A 19,484-nucleotide genomic window follows, 5' to 3' on the forward strand; every position below is an offset into this window, starting at 1 on the left:
GCCTTGTCGATCATGCTGTAGTCCTGGAACGAAGCGCCACCGGCTTCTGCCAGAACTTTGGTGATTGCTGCGGTCAGCGTGGTTTTACCGTGGTCAACGTGGCCGATAGTGCCAACGTTAACGTGCGGTTTTGTACGCTCAAACTTTTCCTTGGCCATTGCCCTCAGATCCTATTATCCGAACCAAAAAAACACGTAGTAACCCACCGCACGAGCCGACGGGTTGCATCATAAGAATATTGGAGCGGGTGAAGGGAATCGAACCCTCGTCGTAAGCTTGGAAGGCTTCTGCTCTACCATTGAGCTACACCCGCATATTTATGCTGCGAGCTCTCGCGAGGGCGAGAGAGTGGTGGAGGGGGCAGGATTCGAACCTGCGTAGACTAAGTCGGCGGATTTACAGTCCGCTGCATTTGACCGCTCTGCCACCCCTCCATCAGGGTCGTAACGCCATCCGGGTTTGACCCCGGCCTCGTTGCGGCGAGGGAGGGAATACGGCGAAGGCACCTACCCTGTCAACAGCAAAAAAAGCACGAAATCGTATTTCCTTTCCTATATGTTCGCCAAGTTTCGCCGATCAAACGAAGCAAACTGCATTCAGTCCCCTACGGCCCGGAGGTTTCCGCCATATGTCGCGTCGCAATAAATCCCGTTCAGGAAATCGTCATCAAGGTGACGGGGCACCCGATGCCCTCCCGCAAGGCGATGAAAACCGTGAAGGCAATTCGCGCCGCGGACGAAAACGCGGCCGTGACGGTGGTGGATCGGGTGGCAATTCGCGGCTGATTCTATTTGGGCGTCACCCGGTGATGATGGCAATTGCCAATCCGCAGCGCACGATTCACAAAATCTGGGCCACCGAAAACACCCGTGATGAAGTCATGGCTGCCCTTGCCGATGCCGAACGCGATGACATCGCAGTAGATTCGGCCGGACGCACCGACCTTGATGAAATGCTGCCGCCGGGCACCGTTCATCAGGGCATGGCCATGCATTGCGCGCCCCTGCCCCAGCTTTCCGTAGAAGAACTGATTGCCGATCACCGCGATTCTGAACAATGCACGGTTCTGATCCTTGATCAGGTGACCGACCCGCATAACGTTGGCGCGATCCTGCGCAGTGCGGCGGCTTTTGGCGCATCTGCGGTTATCGTGCCTGACCGTCATGCGCCGCCTGAAACCGGTGTGCTTGCCAAATCGGCCAGCGGTGCGCTTGAAACCGTTCCCTATATCCATGCCGGCAACCTGAACCAGACGCTCGATAAGCTTAAGGGCGCGCATTTCTGGCTGGCAGGTATGGATGGCTACGCCGAACAGACACTGGCCGAAGCAAAGCTGCATGGCCGTGTCGGGATTGTCATGGGATCCGAGGGTGAAGGCCTGCGCCGTCTGACGCGTGAAAGCTGCGACTTCCTGGTCAAGCTTCCGATGTCGGATCGCATCGAGAGCCTTAATGTTTCAAACGCAGCCGCCGTCGCGCTTTACGAGCTGTATCGCAAGTAGGTCACAGCCCACGAACACGCGCGTTTGAGGCGTTTTCACGGGATGTAAATTTCCGTGCTTCAAACTCTTGCAATCATCAGCGGCCCGGATTATGTTCGCGCCGCTCACGCCGGCATAGCTATAATTGGTAGAGCAGCTGATTTGTAATCAGAAGGTTGGGAGTTCGAGTCTCTCTGTCGGCACCATTTTCCTAGATAACCATTTGAAATATAAGGGTTTTTCTATCGAAATCGGGACTCAAATGGACACTATGTGTACCAGTAAGGAGTCCCAAATATGTCTCTATGCACAAATGTATATCGCAGAGGAAGCCGCTACTATTTCAGGAAGCGGATTCCATCCGATTTGAGACACCTTTTTCCTACTGACATATATAAAGTCTCTCTTGGAACACCAAACCACCTTGAAGCGCGAGAACGAGGTGCTAAGCTGGCAGCTATTCTTGTCAACTTTTTCCAGGGTCTGCGAATGTCCAACGATAATAAAAATATGCCGCTTCGCCCGCTGAAAGACGAGCAGACGAGAAAAATACTCAAATCACTAACAGAACAAGCCAAAACTGACTTTGATAAGTTATCTTGGAAACAGAAAGCTCATAGGTTAGAGCCTGTGGTAATGTTTTCAATGCAAGCACTCAAAGCTGAATATCAACAAGAAGAACTCGAAAAAAACAAGTTTGATATTGCTGTCAAAGACGAACTTATAAAACATAAAAATCAAGAAGTTATCGAACAGATTCAACAATCTTCCATCCCTGAACAACAACGAGATGACAACAACGGAATCGAAAATCGCTTCCAACATTTCATGAATGAAAGAGAGGGAGAAATAGATTCAGGATACTTTGATTTACACAAAGTTGTTTACAGGTATTTTACAGAATTATTCGGTGTAAAAAATGTAAGGGATTATACATATGAAGATGCCCTAGCATTTAAAAAGACAGTAGTCTTAATCCCAAAATATCCCAATAACTGGATGGCTTATTTTGGCACCACTGACCTTGTTAAAGTTCTAGAATTGAATAAAAAAATAAAAAAACCAACAGTTTCTAAGAATACATACAACAAAAAGTACCTTGCCATAATCAACACATTTTTCAACTGGTGTGAAGACCGGAAGTTCGTAACACAGAGTATCTTTAGGAATATGAACTACACCGCCAAGCCACACGAGAAGAACAAGAGTAAGAAAATGAAAAGACAACCTTTCAACATTCAGGAATTAAATACTATTTTTAACAGCCCTGATTTTACATCACTGCCTAGAGATTTTCTCTACTTTGGACCGTTGGTATTGCTTTTCAGCGGCATGAGATTCAGCGAACTTGCGCAACTGCGTATCAAAGATATTGTCGAGCATAATGGATACAAACACTTTGATTTGACTGGAACCGACAAAGTTCTCAAAACGGATACATCCTATAGGTATATTCCGTTACACGAAGAGCTTATAAAAGTTGGATTCCTTGATTTTGTTGAAGAACAAAAGAAACGAAAAAAAGATAAATCATCAAAGATTTTTGATGTGAATTTTAACACAGCAAGAAACTCATATGACAGCCGCAGGCTAACGAGATTCTTGGAGAAATTTAAAGAGAACGGACAGCTTAGAAAAACTGTTGTAGTCCATAGTTTCCGCCATTCTTATCGCAATGGGCTAGTATCATCTGGTGTTGATTCTGAATCCATCGCTATGGCTATGGGCCACTCATTTAAAGACGTTGAGTCCGGCGAAGATTATAATGATGGTGAGATTAAAAAAGTTCAGTCTGAAAAAGTTCTTGGACTAAAATATGAAGGATTAGATATCTCACATCTGTATATCTAGGGGGAACCAATGAGAACACTCATTATACTTGCTTCATTGTCACTAATCGCAGGATGTCAATCACTGAAGCAAAGCACAATTTTTGCAGACCCAGAGATTGTATATCAAAATCAAAGTGGGATTGGTGTTAGATATGTAAATGCAGGGGTTTTCTCAGGTGACAATGAAAATATCGCAATGAACCTCATTTCCAGGCATTGCAATAATTCATATAAAATCACCAACAGGGAAAAATCTGGTAAAACCGTTTTGCTTGATGCAGAGTGCAATTAAGAAAAACCCCGCCTTTTCAGGTGGGGTTTCTTTTATATCAATAACTTAGGAATATGTTCCTATTGACTTTGTTAGAATATTATAATATAAAGAAAGAGTTAAATATGTGGTCGGGAAAACCATTTAACTCTTAACTTCATTTTTTAGTAATTATCGGGGAATTGATAAAGATTAATATATACTAATTTAGCAGAATGTCAAGAGAAAAAATGCAGCTTCCGTTCACAAAGAATCGGAGGCTTTTTTTATGGCAACAGGGTTTAAAAATTATATCAGAAAATTAGACGAACATCTCTTTTCAAAACACCTAAAAGACAACCGTTTTATGAGGCCGGACGATGGAACAGATATGTTCGGCAACTCATACGATGACGAACAAGAAGCAACAAACGACAACAAAAAATTAGTCGTCATTCAGTCTCAAAAATCCACCCAATCTGCATCAATCCGAGCTACCGAAAAAAAGTTCATACAGGATTGGAACACATCTTTTGAAGCCAATCAGAAAGAGTATGACACTTTCAAAAAAGCCCATGATTCCGGCATTTTTCAACAGTTAACCGAAGCCGCACGAGCGGGAATTGATTTTGATATCATTTCTATGGATGACATCAATCAAACCTTATCTAAGTTTGCCCTACTCCCTGAGACTATAAAAATTGAAATAACTAAAGTTGTCGAAGCCAAAACAGGTATCAAACTTGAACATATCTCCAAGTTATCTAAGCCAAAAATGTTATGGGAATTAAATGACGAATGGGGAGAAAGTGAGGTTCTAAATTGGCTCAAATTTAAAAATCTCATTAACGGTTTAGAGACATATAAACTCGTTTCCCAATTATCGAATTTTTCCAATTTATCCCTATCTCTGGTTTCCAAATCTGATGAAGAAGTTACTGAACTTTCTAGGGAAATATCAGAGTTCTACATCATAAACGAACATATGATTAAACATCTGAAACAAGGTGAATATCACCTGTTTGGATATGACATAACCCCACCCCAAAATGTTCTTAAAGCCCAATGTGAAAAATACTGGAAAAGAAGAATTAGAAGGGAAATAGCCGACATAGAAACTTGGGTTTCAAACATGTTGGGATTAGCCGGAGCAGACCGACTTTTTATATCCAATCACACTTTAAACCGCTTCTCCGATATGTGGAAACGCAACAAAAAGTACCTTGAAGAAACCTACATCATGAACAGCAAAAAGGAATATGTCTGCCTAGCTGACATTGCCAAAACCAAGTCAAAAGCAAGGCTTTCAATGATGTATTCCATCATTCAAGGAATGACCGATGAAGCCAAGGACAGGAACCTAACACCTGTTTTCATCACTGTGACATTGCCGCCTGAATACCATCCCATGAAAAATAAGGGATATACCCGAAATGAGCAGTTTGGAGGTTTCTCAGGCACACAACAACGTCAAGAGATGCAAACAAGATGGAAGCATGTTCGAGCGATGGTTGCCAAAAATGATATTAATGTTTTTGGCATGTTAGTGAATGAATCACACAAGGATGGCACACCGCACAGGCATATGTTGTGCTTCCTACCTCAAAACGAGATTCCAGACCTCAATCATTGTTTCCAGACACATTTCCCTGAAACAGAATCAAACAAATGGAGACTGCCGGAGAATGGAGTTTCCTATAATATTAAGGTATTGGATTCTCACAGTGGGGCGACCGCTTACGTCTCGAAATATCTTAGAAAAACTGTGAACCTGGACTCACAGGAAGCAAGCACAGAAACACATGTAGATGAGGACCAACTCAACAATTTTGATGAGTATAAGGCATGGGCCAGTTCCAGAAGAATCCGCAGATATGACTTTTTTGGATTAAAATCCATAATCACCAAATGGGCCAGAATCTATAAGGAAAAAGAGAGGCCACAGGGTTTCTTTGGTGAGATTTGGGATGATATGAAATCACACCGTTTCAAATCTGCACTTCAGAAATTAGGTGCTTTTGGGGATTACAAAAATTTTATTATAAAAATAAAATATACTGAACATCTGAACATGTATGAAGAGACATATAGAAAACCACAGACCTTAGAATGTCACAATTCAGACACAGGGGAAAAGTGGGAATTATCTATGGAATCCCAATGGTTTGTACTGGACAAGGATTCTATAGATTCGTTTATAAATATGGATTCAAAACAACAAAATGATTTTATAGTTACACTTATTTCTAATTATCCTAGGTCCGGCTTCGCCGAAGGTGACTTAGACCCAATTCCGATTGACCCGCCCAAAAAGTTGACGGAAACGGAACGAGCAGAACGAAAAAAAATCACCCTAGAACGAGATAAAGCCGCTTACAAAAATAAGGCTGCTTAATTATTCCCCCCTCTAGCTTGCAAATCGTATCTCCCCCCAAGGGGAGATTCTCTCCCAATGTTTCACATTGGGTTTTGGAGCGGGAAACTTACGACTTGTCGTAAAACCCAATCTGAAAAACTTATACACAGCATTACACAAAATTAGACTCATATGGGGTCATTTTGTTCCATGCCATGCATAAGTTTAAGCACATGTAAGTCATTGTTTCACAATGATTTTATACTTGACATGTTCCTAATATACTGTATAATGGTTTCAGTATTACAATAGCCAGCCCTTCCCTGCGTGCTACCGCACTTGGGAGAACTGGCAGGGGGATTTCATCCCCGCTTGACCCCCTAAGAAAAAGGAACCTCGATGTTAAAACTGAAACCCAATTTTTTATATATAATTTCTACACTAACTTTTTGTTCAATGTTGACAAATACAGCGTCCGCTCAACAATATCTTTTCAGATACAAATCTAATGGACTCATTCATGTAAAAAATGAATCCGTCTTAGTATCTGAATCAACAGAACCAGAAGCACCTCTTTCCCACTGTGAAGAGTTCACCTGTGAAAGTGCAGGTGTTGTTTCAAACAGCAACAAACCTCATGCCTATAGGTTCGATACTGCCGGAACATATGAAGTGGTGGATTATATTCCTGGAATTGACTCTATTTATATCCCGTCCGGCTCGACATTAGATTATGACCTGGATGGAAACGTAATCATCAATCTTCCATCAGGAATTATTACATTGCACGGCGTATCTGGAACATACGATTTAACAAACCTCAATTACTATTAATAACAAGGAAAACAAAATGAAATGGGTAATCGGAATAATTGGAATTGTAGTTATGGTTTCATCATGCAGCGTTCAACATAAACAATTTCAAAACAGATTATTAGACAATGCAGAAAAACAATATTACAGAGAAAATCCGTCAAAACAATTAAGGAGATAAATATGGAAACAAATAACTACCCACGATACCTACATTTAAGACTCACTGACAAAATGTTTGCCGACATCGAAAAAAATGCAAATGAACTTGGATACAACAAAAGTAGATGGTTGCGAGAAGTTATAAAGTTAGCTCTCAAAAATGATTCAATATTAAATGCTAATCTACAATATGTTGAATCAAAAAGAATTCACTCTCAGATAAAAGCGATTGGTAACAACCTTAATCAAATTGCTCGAAAAGCAAACACCACTGGAGACATTGAAAATCTTGAGAATATCCAAAATCAATTAGAGGAAATAAAAAGAAAACTATGATTATAAAATCAACTCGCATCAAAACAAAATCAGGAACAAGAAATATTAAAAATCACCTTTTGAATAAACCAGAAGACAACGAAAAAATATATTTATTTGTTGGAAACGAAGTAGACTTTGAAACATTTCATGAGTTTGCAGATGAAGATAAAACTATGTATTCCCTTAGACATTTCAGCATCAATCCTGGTCAGTCTTGGACAAAAGACCAAATGCAAGAAAGCATATCTAAAATCCGTCAAGAATACGGCGCAACTGATAGGCCCTATCTTGTTGTTGGGCATGATAAAAAGTTAGCAGATGGCTCAAAAAACAGCCATTTGCACCTAATTATTCCCGAACGATTTGCAGGAAAAACATTAGATAATAAGTTTGCTTATCAGAGAAATGAGAAGATTTCTCGTATGTGCGAATATGATTTCAAGCACGAAATTACAACAGGGAAACACAACCGAGCGGTTGGACACTCATTAGAAGATAATGAGAAATATAAAGAACTTTCAAAAATTATGTTGGAAGTTCATGCAAATAAGCCCCGCCCCGTCGCATCTTATAGTTCTAACGATTTACAGATTTCTAAGAGACAGGGAATTGATTTACCGAAATCAAAATTAGAAATCAAAGATATTCACTCTCGAAGTGATAACTATCAGTCATTTGAAGCAGGACTAAAAGAATCTGGATACCAGATAAAAATGGGAGAAAAAGCCCATATTATTGAGAAAGATGGAACCTTTATTGGTTCTGCAAATCGTTTACTTAAAATGAAAAAATCAGACTTTGAAAATTATATTAAAGGAGAAAACTATGACAATAGCGAAAAAAATCAAACAAGACACAAGCGAGATTCTAGAGTTAGTTCAACCAACCGAAGGACCAAACAAAGTAGACGAACTCATAGAACTGATAGTTCAGATGAATCACAAAATAGACGAAAACACAAAAGAGATAACAAGTCTGAAAGGGTTGATGAAAGAGATTTACAAAAGAGCAAACCAATGACATTTTCAGACATTAAAATATTAAATGACATTAATAATTCAGATAAAATTTCTTTAGTAAAAACTGAAATAAAAAACAATAATAATTTATTAAAAAATATTTCTAAGTTTTTTAAATCAATATTTAAAGACGAAGCTACAATCAGTCAAAAAGACTTAAACGATTTGAATGAAATTGACAATATGTCTGATGACCAAAAAATCATGTATAAGTTTACTTCTAATGAATTAGAGAACGAAATCTTTAATCCTACAAAAAATGTTGAAACCAAGCCGGAACCTCAAAAAGCACCAGAACTACCAAAACCTGCTGGACCAGATTTCTCTATGTGGGAAAAACCCAAGATTGGCAGAATGTCCGACAAAAAATCTGACAGAAAACAGAAGAAACCTAGCGTCTCACTTGGTTCAGATACACCTGTAAACTTGAATAGCACTCTTATGGAAGATAAAACCAGAGATAGTAATTTACCACCTGCCCCTAAGCCATTCTAGTATAATAATTACATATGAAATAAATCTAGAAATCTTTTATAGACAAAAACTTATCTGACTCATTCTTTAATTCTTTTAGGTTATCCGTCATTATCAACAAAGATAACCTTTGCATATTTTCAGCATGTAGCAAAATCTCATCATTCTTATCACTATATTTAAGTTCAATAATTTTAATTTTTGAACTTCTTTTTTTATCTATATTATTCTTAATTTCGTCCACAATCTTAGAGTACTTATTGGAAAAAAGTAGCTTCACCTTATCACTGTTTTTACCAAACTCTTGATACTTGGGTAGATTTTCAAGCTCATCAACTGATTGCATTGTTGAAACTTCGGAAACTGCTTCCCAAACCGACTTGGTGAAGTCTCGGTGAGCCTGAAACCTAACTTCAAAAAAAGAGGTCAGCCGATTTACCTCAGCTTGCCGCATTTGCAGGAAGCAAATAATAAAACTGGCACTCACAACAACACCAGTTGCTATGTTTTCTGACGTTAGAAACTCGCAAAGAAAATCAACCATTATTTTCACTTCCACCATTTATTCAAAATCAGGATTTTATACGTTTATCGTTGAAATGTGTACCAGTTTTGTGTACCAGTTTACCTATGCTGACACGATAATTTGTCTACAAATCAAGTGTTTACAACAAATCCGGTACAGTGTTCGAGTCTCTCTGCCGGCACCACTCAAAGAAAACCCCGCACGCCATCGGCTGCGGGGTTTTCTTTTGGTCGTATCGCGAAATGCTATTTGGGCAGGCCTTCAAGCTGATCAATTTCATCAAGCCCGTCATCCCAGCTCGCCTTGCTGTCCAGCATGATGTGAGCGTTCGGCTTTATCGCGATGGGGGTTTCAAGGCTGCCTGCCGGCACCACCAACAGCTTGCCATCCATCTGCGTGTAGGGAACGGCCGCGCCGCATGTTTTGCAAAACGCCTTTTGATGGCGCGTTTCGGGCACGGTGTAGGACTGGATGTGGTTGTCGCCGGCTATCCAAGACAGCGCTGCCTTGGTTGAGAACAGATTGGCTGCATGGGCCGAACCGGTGTCTTTTTGGCAATATTTGCAGTGGCACAGAAAGAACGCATCAAAGTCACCCGTGACTTCATAGCGTACAGCCCCGCACAGACAACCGCCGTGATGTTTATCAGCCATGACCATTCCCCTGCCCTAGCCGTCGCGTCTGGACGATGCGTAGCGTTCCGAAACGTCGTAATAGTCATCAAAGCCGATGCGTTGGCGCAGATCCGCCCAGCTCATCAGTTTGTCATCCCGCGGCTGGCCGACCTTCATAGTTTGCAGGCATTCGACCATCGCTTTCATGGCAGCCGCCATCAGCGACAGTGGATAGGCTGCGATCTGATAGCCGATCTGTTTGAGTTCTTCGGGCGACAGATCCGGGGTTTCGCCGCCTTCCACGATATTGGCCATCTTGGGGCCGGGAAGTTCGGCACAAAGTGTGCGCATTTCATCAACCGATTTCGGGGCCTCGACAAACAGGATGTCGGCACCGAGTTCCTTGAACTTCGCGGCACGGTCAATCGCCTCGGTCAGGCCATGCTGATGACGGGCATCGGTGCGCGCCAGGATCAGGATGTCTGCCCCGGCTTCGCGGGCATCGACGGCGGCCTTGATGCGGTCAAACGCCTCATCCCGGCCAACGACTTCCTTGCCCTTGGTATGACCGCAACGTTTGGGCGCCAGTTGATCTTCGATCATGACCGCCGCACAGCCCGCCTTGGCAAAGCCTGTGACGGTCCGCCTGACATTCATCGCATTGCCGTACCCCGTATCGCCGTCGCCGATCACGGGGATCGATACTGCATCGGTGATGTTGCGGGCCTGATCAAGGACCTCGCCATAGGACATCAGGCCGAGATCAGGTTCGCCAATACGCGCGGCAGAGGTCGCAAAGCCCGACATAAAGGTCAGACCAAATCCTTCCTGTTCGATCAGTTTGGCGGAAAGCGCATCAAAGCAGCAGGGCATCGTGATCAGATCACCGGTGGCAAGCAATGCGCGCAGGGTATCGGCAGGTGATTTTACGTTACTCATCGGTCTTTACAGCTTGAAGGGAATATAAAGGGCGAGATCGTGCCACACATACAAAAGGGCAGCACAAGCAAACATCAGCAGCAGGAACGGTGCAACACCCCGGGCAACCTCGCCCAGCCTGGCCTTTGCCACCGACTGGATCACATAAAGGTTAAGCCCGACGGGCGGTGTAATCAGGGCACATTCGACCATGATCACCATATAAACACCAAACCAGATCGGATCGAATCCAAGCGCAAGGGCGGCTGGCAACAGCACTGGTGTCATGATCAGCACCATCGAAAGCGCTTCGAACACCAAGCCCATCACCAGCAGAACTGCCGTGACAATCAGGATGAAGCCAAGTTCGGTATCGACCCCTTGGGTGATCATCACCGAGATGTCCTGCGGGATGCGATAGAGCGTGATCGCCTTGCCAAAGACCTTGGCCCCGGCAATGATCAGAATGATCGCAACCGTGGTTGCCATGGAATCAAACACCGCCTTTTTCAGCGCATCCCAGGTCAGAACCCGCATGATCGGGCCGGTGATGATCAGGGCGGCGGCAAAGCCGATCGCCGCGGCCTCGGTCGGGGTGAAGGCCCCGGAATAGATGCCCGATATGATCAGCACAGCCAGCACAACCGATGGCAGGGCGCGGATGGTGGCGCGTTTGCGTTCGGCCCAGTCTTTTTTCGGTTCAAGTTCCTGCCCGCCCATACGGGCATAAATCATCGAAAATATGATAAAGAACACCAGAAGCGCTATGCCCGGTCCGATCCCGGCCAAAAACAGCGAGATCACCGATTCTTCGGTAACAAATCCATAAATGATCATCGGGATCGATGGCGGGATCAGAATGCCAAGGGTACCGCCCGCAGCCAGCAATCCATAAACAAAGCGCTTGTTATAGCCACGATTGATCATTTCCGGGATGGCCACCGTGCCAATGGTGGCCGCCGTCGCAACCGAGGATCCGGAAATGGCGGCAAACACGCCACAAGACAGTATGGTCGCCACTGCAAGCCCGCCCGGCCAATGGCCGACCCAGGCACTGACAGCGGCAAACAGGTCATTGCCGACACCGGCGCGCAGCAGGATGTTTGACATCAAAAGGAACAGCGGCACGGCCAGCAGGATAAAGCCATCAAGCGTAGACAAAACCGCCTGTGGTGCCATCAGCGGCGAAAAGCCGCCAAGGATCAGCATGGCAAGGCCAAGCCCGCCGAGGGCGAAGGCAACCGGCACGCGCATCAGAAGCAATGCGAACATCGCAGCAAGGGTCAGGACGATGGTCATTCGTGCGCCCCTTTCGGAATATCCTTGCCGCGTGCAAGCCCGATAATCTCGATCACCGCCTGAATAGCCAGCAGCGCAAAGCCGATGGCGACAGGCAGTTCAGCAACCCATGCCGGAAGATCAAGCATGGTGCCGCTGGTGCGGCCGCGCTCAAAGCTTTCATAAAATATTTCCCAGCCCTTGATCGTCACCATTACCGAAAAGGCCAGAATGCAGGCCATGGCAATGATCTCGACAAGGCGCTGGACCTTGGGCGCGAGAAGACGGGTGATGGCATCCACCGAAATATGGCGGCGTGCGGCCAGTGCCCAGGGCATCCCCAAAAGCGATCCCCAGATCAGACACAGTTGGGAAAGCTCGGCCGCCCAGATGGTCGGGCGCACGAAGAAATACCGTGCCAGCACTTCGTAGGTCAGCATGCAGCCGGCAAGCACAAACAAGATGGCCGCGACCCACGCAAGAATAAGCGTCAATCGATCAAACATGATTTAAACAGTGCATGTTGGAAAACGGGGCGTCATCACCACACATTATGGGCATTGGCCCAAACTTGCGCGGTGATGACAACAAATCAAAATACGCCCCGGTCGGCGTCCAAGCACAATCATGCAGCGCATGGCACATGGCACCCGACCGGTGACGTTAAATCCTTAGAACTTCTGGGCGGCCTCGAAGACCTGTTTGCCAAGATCACCGGTATTGGCAAGGAATGCCTCGTAAACCGGTTTGGCAGCTTCGCGCCATGCAGCCATTTCTTCGGCCGTCGGGGTGTAAATGGTCATGCCATTGGCTTTGGCTTCGGCAAATGCTTCTGCCTCGATTGTCGACATGCGATCACGCACATCGTTCTCGGCATTGACGGCCGCGGTTGAAATGATGTCACGCTGCGCATCGGTCAGGCCGTTCCAGAAGTCGGTATTCACAACCACGATGAATTCGATATCGGCATCATTGGTGGTGGTCACGGTGTCCATGACTTCCCAAAGCTGACGGGATTTCACACCTGACATGCCGGTCATGCCGACATCAACCGTGCCACGCTGATAGGCGATATACTGCTCGGAGCCTGAAATCAGGGTCGGTGCACCACCGGCAGCGGAGATGAAATCACCCTGGGTTTTCGAGAACACGCGGACTTTCTGGCCTTTCAGACCATCCGGGCCTTTGATCGGGCCACCGTTCGACAGCATGATCGACCCACCATAAGCCTGCCACCACAGAACCGTCGAACCGGTTTCAGCAATGGCGGCATCAAGCGGCGCACGTACCGGGGAATCCGGGGAAACGGCCTTGCGGACCTTTTCTTCGGTATCGAGCAGGAACGGCTGATAGAAGATATCAACAGCCGGCACGTCACCGACATAACGGGTCAATGACGCGACACCCATTTCAATCGCGCCAGATCCCACCGCCGCAGGAACTTCCTTGTCCTTGTAAAGCTGGGCGGAATCGTAGATCTGGACTTCGATATCGCCGTTTGATTTTTCCTCGACCTCGTTCTTGAACATCAGAAGGTTCTGACCGAGGTGGCTTTTCATCGGCAATTGCAGGGAAATACGCAATGTCAGGTCTGCGGCCTGAACCGTGCCGGAAAATCCGACGGCTGCCATCAGTGCGGCAGCAAGGGCAAATTTTTTCATGATGGACGTCCTCCGAGAACTTTTATTCTGTTTCTTTATTCAGGACGGCAAGGATGCGCCCATTTTTCGGCGGTATTCAACATGTTTTGACTACGGCGAAACCCTGACCGGGCTATCACTAGTGCAGCGCACATAAGACCGGAACTCAGCAAGATGAAGACATACAGACGAGAAGCACAGCTTTGATAACGGCACTGCGGTATTGAAATAATTTGCGATGGAAATGTCTATGCTCCCGGTCTGGCATGCCAGAATGATCGTTCTGAATACAAAACCGGGAATCGCAAGCCGTTTCAAAACACTATCTGATAATGCGCTTATACATCACAGTGGTGCCGCTGAGCTTTTCGGAGTCTGGATCGCGGGCAAAGTCCGGGATGACGCCGGTGGTCTCGAACCCGAGTGAGGTATAAAGAACCTCGGCGCTATCGCCAGTTCGGGTATCAAGGGTCAGCAAGGTTCGCCCAAGTTCACGTGCGCGGTTTTCGGCCGCCTGCATCAACAGCCGGGCAATGCCACGCCGACGACAGTCTGGGCGCACCATCAGTTTACTGATATCGCCGCGATGGGCCTGATTGGGCATGGTGTCATAATCAAGCTGGACCGTGCCAACCACGCGATCCTGATCAAGGGCGGCAAACAGGACCCGTTTTCCCCCCTTCAGTGCCGGGATGGTTTTATCGCGCCAGAAGGCTTCGGCCTCGTGCATCGGAAAGGGTTCGATAAAGCCGATGCTGGCCCCGTCATGGACACAGGCGTGCAGCATGTCGGCGAACTGATCCAGGCGCGCTGTGACGCCATCAGCATCAAGGGTAACGATATCGAGATCGGGGGCGGTGTGCGTAGCCGACGGCATAACGGTTCTTTCGCTTAGTCGATGATAAACAGGTGATATTTCGCACCCTGATCGCGGGGTGTTTGAAACACGTTGCCACCGCGCAACTGATAGCGCAGGCAATCGCCCGCCTTGAGGTGATGGGTTTGGCCATCGACTTCCATCGAAAGCGCACCAGACAGCATCACCAGATGATGTTCAAGCCCGTCACGCGGGGATCCGTCATATTCAATGCGCTGGTTCGGGCCGATTTCGACTTCGATCACCTCGCCCGATAACTGCCTTGATGTCGGGGAGACCAGCCGCCTTTGATAGCCGGTATCCGGATCGGTCCAGATTTCCTGATCATCACGTGTGACAAGCGGGGCGAAATCGTCTTCAACCATTTGCATCAGGCGTGACAGGGTCACACCAAAGGCAACACAGAGCTTACCCAGCACGCTTGCGGTCGGGCTGACCTCGCCCTTTTCGATCCGCGACAGGCTGGCACGGCTGACCGCGCTTTTTTGGGCAAGCTCATCAAGCGACCACCCACGTTCGGCGCGCAAGGCGGCCAGCCGTTGGGCCAGTCGTGTTTCAATCTCATCCATGGCAGCATCCTTTTAATCTCTTATTTGGGATATTTTTTCATTTATGAGAAAACGTCAAGATGAAAAGACCGGCCCCACCATTTAGGCAGGGTCGGCTCGTTATTAGTTCGAAGCATTACACCGGATCAGGCAATACCTGTCGGGATGCGGGCGACAACCTTGATCTCGAAATCAAAACCGGCAAGCCAGTTAACCCCGACGGCTGTCCAGTTCGGGTAAGGGGCCTGATCAAAGATCGCGCCCTTCACTTCCATGATGTCTTCAAACTGGTTTTCCGGATCGGTGTGAAAAGTGGTCACGTCAATGACGTCATCAAGGCTGCATCCGGCAGCCGCAAGGATCGCCTTGAGGTTATCGAATGCGCGTTCGACCTGTTTTTTGAATTCAGGTTCCGGGGATCCGTCTTCGCGACTGCCGACCTGGCCAGACACAAATAACAGATCGCCGGATTTGATGGCCGGGGAATAGCCATGCGCGTCATAAAGCGCATGGCGGTTTGGCGGAAAGACGGCTTGGTTTGCGAGGGCCATGAAGACCTCCTTGTTCGGGTGAAATTCAGTATCTGTGGTATTTCGAATTCAGTTCAGATACGCTGCGTATGTGAAGAAGACATATTCACATACGCAGCGTATGTCAATTCGCATACATCACGTATGTTAAATTGGAGAGCCCGATGACTGTCAAAACGCGCGCTGAAAAAATGGAAGAAACCCGCATCAAGCTAATCAAAGCGGGACGCAAGGCCTTTGCCGAAAAGGGTTATGCGGAAGCGTCAATGGACGAGCTCACCGCAAGTGCGGGGCTGACGCGCGGGGCGCTGTATCACAATTTCGGTGACAAGCGCGGGCTGCTGGCGGCTGTGGTCGATGAAATAGACTCCGCCATGGCGCAACAGGCCAAGGATGCGGGGGACGCCGCAGGTGGCGGCTGGAACGGATTGATGGCCGAGGGCAGGACATATATCGAACTGGCCCTTGATCCGGAAATACAGCGGATCGTTTTGCGCGATGGTCCGGCCTTTCTGGGCGATCCATCACAGTGGCCGAGCCAAAACCGTTGCTTGCAAGCGACAATCGCAACCCTGACGGAACTGGCTGACCAGGGGGCAATCAAACCGGTCGATATCGAAGCACTCGCTAGGTTGCTAAACGGGGTCGCGTTGAATGCCGCCCTTTGGGTCGCGGCAAGCGATGATCCGAAAGATACCCTTGGCAAGGCAATTGCCGCATTTGAATGCCTTGCGGCTGGCGTATTGGTAACGCCCAATGCCAAATGATGGTGGCGTGAATTCGATCACCGCGCGAAGTCGAGTACGCGATCACATTCCGGCCCCTGCCCCGTCAAAGAAAGTCGGGATTATTTGCCATTTTCAAGGTCAAAGCCCGCACGGATCCAGCTTTGAATGCCGCCTTTAAGGTTACTGACGGAGCAATCCACATGGGGCAAAACAGCATTGGCTGCCCCAAAGGAACGCTGACCGACGGCACAGACAAAGACCAGATCGGTATCGCTTTCATCGGTCAGATCGACCAAGGCCGGGATATCGAAGTTCGAGGTCGGGATATTGATCGCGGTTTCAATATGGCCGGTTGCGAATTCCTCGGCTTCGCGGACATCAATAATGGTGACGGCTTCTTCGCCGATCAGTCGATCAAGTTCATGCGGTTCGATAAACTGTACGGTTTCGTCGCCCATAAAGATGTCCTTTGGTGGCTTTTGCGGCCTGATCCTGCCACCTGTGATAGCTGTCGGCTTGGGGATTTTGCAAATGCAAAATATTTTTGTGCAAGGCTGTGGGAATGAAAGCGGCATCAAAGCTGGACGAGCAGTCACTTACATGTGAACATGAACACACGATTATACGATGTTCGACAGAAGTATCGTCTTGCGAAATCAGTTCGTTATTCCCACGTCTGAATAACAGGGCAAATTGCCTCGGCAGGCTCAAAGGTCACTTTGAAATTCATTCGACAGAAGCCTGCCCCGACACATTGATGGTCGGTTTGTTGGTCGCCGCAACGGGACCCAAAAAGAGTCTGATCAAGACTGCACTACGGCGCTGACGCCGCAACTGCACAATCGAATTTTCACACGTTTGGCAAGATCCGCCAGAGATTAACCGCGAACGCCATTTGTTAATTCATGACCGTCTGGCGGAGTCCCTTCACAGGAGACCTGCCGACGCCACCAGATCAGGATCGGGCTCGTCCCGTCCCGTGCAAAAGCAAAACGCAAAAATTGCGCAAAAACAGGATTGAGACAGGAAACGTAAGTTTGACAGTGCGATAACGTTTGAAAGGAGACCGCGCCATGGCTGAGAAGGATATCTTCGAGCTGTATGCGGAAGGCTATGACGGAAAGCAGGAAACTGAACTGACCATCCGCGATTACCTCAATTTGTGTCGCGAAGACCCAAGTGCCTATGCCTCTGCCGCTGAACGCATGATCAAAGCGATTGGCGAGCCGGAACTGATCGACACCTCGACAGATTCCCGACTTGGCCGCATTTTCCTGAACCGGACCATCAAACGTTATCCCGCCTTCGAAGACTTTTACGGCATGGAAGAAACCATCGAGCGCATTGTCGGTTTCTTCAAATATGCCGCACAGGGTCTTGAGGAACGCAAACAGGTTCTTTATCTGCTGGGCCCGGTCGGCGGGGGCAAAAGTTCGTTGGCCGAACGGCTGAAAGAGCTGATGGAACGTGAACCGATTTACGTTCTTAAGGCCGGAGACGAAATCAGCCCGGTGTTTGAAAGCCCGCTTGGCCTGTTTAACCCGGCCAAGATGGGCGATGCGATCGAGGACAAATATGGCATTCCCAAACGCCGCCTGACAGGTTTGATGTCGCCATGGGCGGTCAAGCGCCTTGATGAGTTCGGCGGGGACCTCACCAAATTCTCGGTCGTCAAACTGATCCCGTCGCGCCTGCGCCAGATCGCGATTGCCAAGACCGAACCGGGTGATGAGAACAATCAGGATATCTCGTCGCTTGTTGGTAAGGTCGATATCCGCAAGCTTGAATATTTCAGCCAGAATGACCCGGATGCCTATAGCTATTCGGGCGGCCTGAACCGCGCCAACCAGGGCATTCTTGAATTCGTCGAGATGTTCAAGGCGCCGATCAAGATGCTGCACCCGTTGCTGACCGCCACACAGGAAAGCAACTATATCGGCACGGAAAACCTGGGCGCCATTCCGTTCCAGGGGTTGATCCTTGCCCACTCGAACGAGGCAGAGTGGCAGACATTCAAGGCCAACAAGAATAACGAGGCTTTCATTGACCGTATTTCCGTGATCAAGGTGCCCTATTGCCTGCGCGTCACCGAAGAAACCATGATTTACGACAAGCTGTTGCAAGGATCAGAGCTTGAACACGGATCCTGCGCGCCGGGCACCCTTAAAATGCTGGCACAGTTTTCGGTATTGTCACGCCTGCAGGAGCATGAGAACTCCAACCTGTATTCCAAGATGCGGGTCTATGACGGTGAGACATTGAAGGATGTCGATCCCAAGGCGAAATCCATGCAGGAATACCGCGATACCGCCGGTGTTGATGAAGGCATGGACGGCATTTCAACCCGCTTTGCCTTCAAGGTGCTGTCAGAAACCTTTAACCACGACACGCACGAGGTCGCGGCTGATCCGGTGCATCTGATGTATGTCCTTGAACAGGCAATCCGGCGCGAACAGTACCCGGAAGAACGCGAAAAGGCCTATATGGACTTCATCAAGTCCGAACTGGCCCCGCGCTATGCCGAATTTATCGGGGCGGAAATCCAGAAAGCGTATCTGGAAAGCTATTCCGATTACGGTCAGAACCTGTTTGATCGTTATGTCGCCTATGCCGATGCCTGGATCGAGGATCAGGACTTCAAGGATCCCGATACCGGTCAGCTTCTGGACCGCAAGATCATTGATCAGGAACTGTCCAAAATCGAAAAACCGGCGGGTATCGCCAATCCCAAGGATTTCCGTAACGAGGTCGTCAAGTTCGCCCTGCGTGCACGTGCCAATAACAAGGGCAAGAACCCGTCCTGGACGTCCTATGAGAAACTGCGCGATGTGATCGAGAAACGCATGTTCAGCCAGGTCGAGGACCTGCTGCCGGTGATTTCGTTCGGCTCGAAGAAAGACAGCGAGACCGAGAAGAAACACAACGAGTTCGTCAAACGCATGATCGATCGCAAATATACCGAACGCCAGACGCGTCGTCTGGTCGAATGGTACATGCGCGTCAATAAGGCCGGCTAAGTTCCCCCCCTGTCTTTCCCGGCCCAACCGGGCGGCTTCGTCCCTTGTCCGCCCGGTTACCTCTTCGCCGCAGGATGTGGCCACGGCCCGTTTTATCCGGGTCA

Annotated in this window: 20 protein-coding genes and 3 tRNA genes; 10 read left to right on the forward strand and 13 right to left on the reverse strand. The window is 47.7% G+C overall.

Annotation, left to right across the window (positions count from 1 at the left end):
* From FHI25_RS18430 to FHI25_RS18440, 3 genes are all read right to left on the reverse strand, one after another.
* Positions 1-158 (reverse strand): GTP-binding protein (locus FHI25_RS18430; protein WP_246879231.1); only part of this gene is annotated, 158 nt, incomplete at its 3' end.
* Positions 159-239: 81 nt separating this feature from the next.
* A tRNA-Gly gene (locus tag FHI25_RS18435) sits at positions 240-313 on the reverse strand.
* Positions 314-349: 36 nt separating this feature from the next.
* A tRNA-Tyr gene (locus tag FHI25_RS18440) sits at positions 350-434 on the reverse strand.
* Between the two features lie 194 nt (positions 435-628).
* Between FHI25_RS18440 and rlmB the strand changes: the two genes are divergently transcribed.
* From rlmB to FHI25_RS18480, 8 genes are all read left to right on the forward strand, one after another.
* Positions 629-1,501, forward strand: a complete 873-nt coding sequence (gene rlmB / locus FHI25_RS18445; RefSeq protein ID WP_008892100.1) for a 23S rRNA (guanosine(2251)-2'-O)-methyltransferase RlmB — start codon at positions 629-631, stop codon at positions 1,499-1,501.
* Positions 1,502-1,609: 108 nt separating this feature from the next.
* Positions 1,610-1,686: transfer RNA gene (locus tag FHI25_RS18450), tRNA-Thr, on the forward strand.
* A gap of 283 nt (positions 1,687-1,969) precedes the next feature.
* Complete coding sequence (locus FHI25_RS18455; protein WP_210520289.1) at positions 1,970-3,331, forward strand: tyrosine-type recombinase/integrase; 1,362 nt, start codon at positions 1,970-1,972, stop codon at positions 3,329-3,331.
* A 9-nt stretch (positions 3,332-3,340) separates the two neighbouring features.
* The gene (locus FHI25_RS18460; protein ID WP_210520291.1) at positions 3,341-3,604 is read left to right on the forward strand and encodes a hypothetical protein; all 264 of its coding nucleotides are present in this window, start codon (positions 3,341-3,343) and stop codon (positions 3,602-3,604) included.
* A 247-nt stretch (positions 3,605-3,851) separates the two neighbouring features.
* The gene (locus FHI25_RS18465) at positions 3,852-5,957 is read left to right on the forward strand and encodes a replication endonuclease (RefSeq protein ID WP_210520294.1); all 2,106 of its coding nucleotides are present in this window, start codon (positions 3,852-3,854) and stop codon (positions 5,955-5,957) included.
* A gap of 360 nt (positions 5,958-6,317) precedes the next feature.
* Positions 6,318-6,752 (forward strand): hypothetical protein, encoded by a 435-nt coding sequence (locus FHI25_RS18470; RefSeq protein WP_210520296.1) that lies wholly within the window; start codon positions 6,318-6,320, stop codon positions 6,750-6,752.
* Positions 6,753-6,914: 162 nt separating this feature from the next.
* Positions 6,915-7,229, forward strand: a complete 315-nt coding sequence (gene mobC, locus FHI25_RS18475; RefSeq protein WP_210520298.1) for a plasmid mobilization relaxosome protein MobC — start codon at positions 6,915-6,917, stop codon at positions 7,227-7,229.
* A complete protein-coding gene (locus FHI25_RS18480; protein ID WP_210520300.1) occupies positions 7,226-8,725 on the forward strand; it encodes a hypothetical protein in 1,500 nt (499 codons plus the stop codon). The genes mobC and FHI25_RS18480 overlap by 4 nt, the downstream gene beginning before the upstream one ends.
* Before the next feature lie 25 nt (positions 8,726-8,750).
* Here the strand turns inward: FHI25_RS18480 and FHI25_RS18485 are convergent, their stop codons facing one another.
* The 9 genes from FHI25_RS18485 to FHI25_RS18525 all read right to left on the reverse strand — a co-directional run bounded on the left by FHI25_RS18485 (position 8,751) and on the right by FHI25_RS18525 (position 15,656).
* Complete coding sequence (locus FHI25_RS18485) at positions 8,751-9,248, reverse strand: hypothetical protein (protein WP_210520302.1); 498 nt, start codon at positions 9,246-9,248, stop codon at positions 8,751-8,753.
* Positions 9,249-9,475: 227 nt separating this feature from the next.
* On the reverse strand, positions 9,476-9,883 hold the full coding sequence (locus FHI25_RS18490) for a GFA family protein (RefSeq protein WP_210520304.1): 408 nt from the start codon (positions 9,881-9,883) through the stop codon (positions 9,476-9,478).
* 15 nt (positions 9,884-9,898) lie between these two features.
* A complete protein-coding gene (locus tag FHI25_RS18495; RefSeq protein ID WP_210520306.1) occupies positions 9,899-10,783 on the reverse strand; it encodes an isocitrate lyase/PEP mutase family protein in 885 nt (294 codons plus the stop codon).
* A 6-nt stretch (positions 10,784-10,789) separates the two neighbouring features.
* Positions 10,790-12,061: a TRAP transporter large permease gene (locus tag FHI25_RS18500; protein ID WP_008892103.1), complete on the reverse strand. Its 1,272-nt coding sequence runs from the start codon at positions 12,059-12,061 to the stop codon at positions 10,790-10,792.
* A complete protein-coding gene (locus tag FHI25_RS18505; protein ID WP_008892104.1) occupies positions 12,058-12,546 on the reverse strand; it encodes a TRAP transporter small permease in 489 nt (162 codons plus the stop codon). Before FHI25_RS18505 ends, FHI25_RS18500 begins: the two co-directional genes overlap by 4 nt.
* Positions 12,547-12,711: 165 nt before the next feature.
* A complete protein-coding gene (gene dctP, locus FHI25_RS18510; protein WP_210520308.1) occupies positions 12,712-13,701 on the reverse strand; it encodes a TRAP transporter substrate-binding protein DctP in 990 nt (329 codons plus the stop codon).
* Positions 13,702-14,002: 301 nt separating this feature from the next.
* A complete protein-coding gene (locus FHI25_RS18515) occupies positions 14,003-14,557 on the reverse strand; it encodes a GNAT family N-acetyltransferase (RefSeq protein ID WP_210520310.1) in 555 nt (184 codons plus the stop codon).
* A gap of 14 nt (positions 14,558-14,571) precedes the next feature.
* Entirely contained in the window at positions 14,572-15,126 is a 555-nt protein-coding gene (locus tag FHI25_RS18520) for a helix-turn-helix transcriptional regulator (RefSeq protein WP_210520312.1), read from the reverse strand.
* 125 nt (positions 15,127-15,251) lie between these two features.
* Entirely contained in the window at positions 15,252-15,656 is a 405-nt protein-coding gene (locus tag FHI25_RS18525) for a RidA family protein (protein WP_210520313.1), read from the reverse strand.
* A gap of 143 nt (positions 15,657-15,799) precedes the next feature.
* On the opposite strand from FHI25_RS18525, the gene FHI25_RS18530 reads away from it, so the two are divergent.
* Positions 15,800-16,402, forward strand: coding sequence for a TetR/AcrR family transcriptional regulator (locus FHI25_RS18530; protein ID WP_210520315.1), 603 nt, complete (start codon positions 15,800-15,802; stop codon positions 16,400-16,402).
* Between the two features lie 80 nt (positions 16,403-16,482).
* On the opposite strand, the gene FHI25_RS18535 is transcribed toward FHI25_RS18530, so the two are convergent.
* On the reverse strand, positions 16,483-16,821 hold the full coding sequence (locus FHI25_RS18535) for a rhodanese-like domain-containing protein (RefSeq protein ID WP_210520317.1): 339 nt from the start codon (positions 16,819-16,821) through the stop codon (positions 16,483-16,485).
* A gap of 615 nt (positions 16,822-17,436) precedes the next feature.
* Here FHI25_RS18535 and FHI25_RS18540 point away from each other — a divergent pair.
* Entirely contained in the window at positions 17,437-19,380 is a 1,944-nt protein-coding gene (locus FHI25_RS18540; protein WP_210520319.1) for a PrkA family serine protein kinase, read from the forward strand.
* Positions 19,381-19,484: the final 104 nt, after the last annotated feature.

Origin of the sequence: Thalassospira sp. ER-Se-21-Dark, assembly GCF_017922435.1 — a bacterium.
GTDB lineage: Bacteria > Pseudomonadota > Alphaproteobacteria > Rhodospirillales > Thalassospiraceae > Thalassospira.

Coding starts and splice junctions, on each gene's coding strand:
- FHI25_RS18515 (WP_210520310.1), bottom strand. CDS start 14,557: ATGCCGTCGGCTACGCACACCGCCCCCGATCTCGATATCGTTACCCTT.
- FHI25_RS18455 (WP_210520289.1), top strand. CDS start 1,970: ATGTCCAACGATAATAAAAATATGCCGCTTCGCCCGCTGAAAGACGAG.
- FHI25_RS18460 (WP_210520291.1), top strand. CDS start 3,341: ATGAGAACACTCATTATACTTGCTTCATTGTCACTAATCGCAGGATGT.
- FHI25_RS18530 (WP_210520315.1), top strand. CDS start 15,800: ATGACTGTCAAAACGCGCGCTGAAAAAATGGAAGAAACCCGCATCAAG.
- rlmB (WP_008892100.1), top strand. CDS start 629: ATGTCGCGTCGCAATAAATCCCGTTCAGGAAATCGTCATCAAGGTGAC.
- FHI25_RS18520 (WP_210520312.1), bottom strand. CDS start 15,126: ATGGATGAGATTGAAACACGACTGGCCCAACGGCTGGCCGCCTTGCGC.
- FHI25_RS18505 (WP_008892104.1), bottom strand. CDS start 12,546: ATGTTTGATCGATTGACGCTTATTCTTGCGTGGGTCGCGGCCATCTTG.
- FHI25_RS18495 (WP_210520306.1), bottom strand. CDS start 10,783: ATGAGTAACGTAAAATCACCTGCCGATACCCTGCGCGCATTGCTTGCC.
- mobC (WP_210520298.1), top strand. CDS start 6,915: ATGGAAACAAATAACTACCCACGATACCTACATTTAAGACTCACTGAC.
- FHI25_RS18470 (WP_210520296.1), top strand. CDS start 6,318: ATGTTAAAACTGAAACCCAATTTTTTATATATAATTTCTACACTAACT.
- FHI25_RS18540 (WP_210520319.1), top strand. CDS start 17,437: ATGGCTGAGAAGGATATCTTCGAGCTGTATGCGGAAGGCTATGACGGA.
- FHI25_RS18490 (WP_210520304.1), bottom strand. CDS start 9,883: ATGGCTGATAAACATCACGGCGGTTGTCTGTGCGGGGCTGTACGCTAT.
- FHI25_RS18535 (WP_210520317.1), bottom strand. CDS start 16,821: ATGGGCGACGAAACCGTACAGTTTATCGAACCGCATGAACTTGATCGA.
- FHI25_RS18500 (WP_008892103.1), bottom strand. CDS start 12,061: ATGACCATCGTCCTGACCCTTGCTGCGATGTTCGCATTGCTTCTGATG.
- dctP (WP_210520308.1), bottom strand. CDS start 13,701: ATGAAAAAATTTGCCCTTGCTGCCGCACTGATGGCAGCCGTCGGATTT.
- FHI25_RS18480 (WP_210520300.1), top strand. CDS start 7,226: ATGATTATAAAATCAACTCGCATCAAAACAAAATCAGGAACAAGAAAT.
- FHI25_RS18525 (WP_210520313.1), bottom strand. CDS start 15,656: ATGGCCCTCGCAAACCAAGCCGTCTTTCCGCCAAACCGCCATGCGCTT.
- FHI25_RS18485 (WP_210520302.1), bottom strand. CDS start 9,248: ATGGTTGATTTTCTTTGCGAGTTTCTAACGTCAGAAAACATAGCAACT.
- FHI25_RS18465 (WP_210520294.1), top strand. CDS start 3,852: ATGGCAACAGGGTTTAAAAATTATATCAGAAAATTAGACGAACATCTC.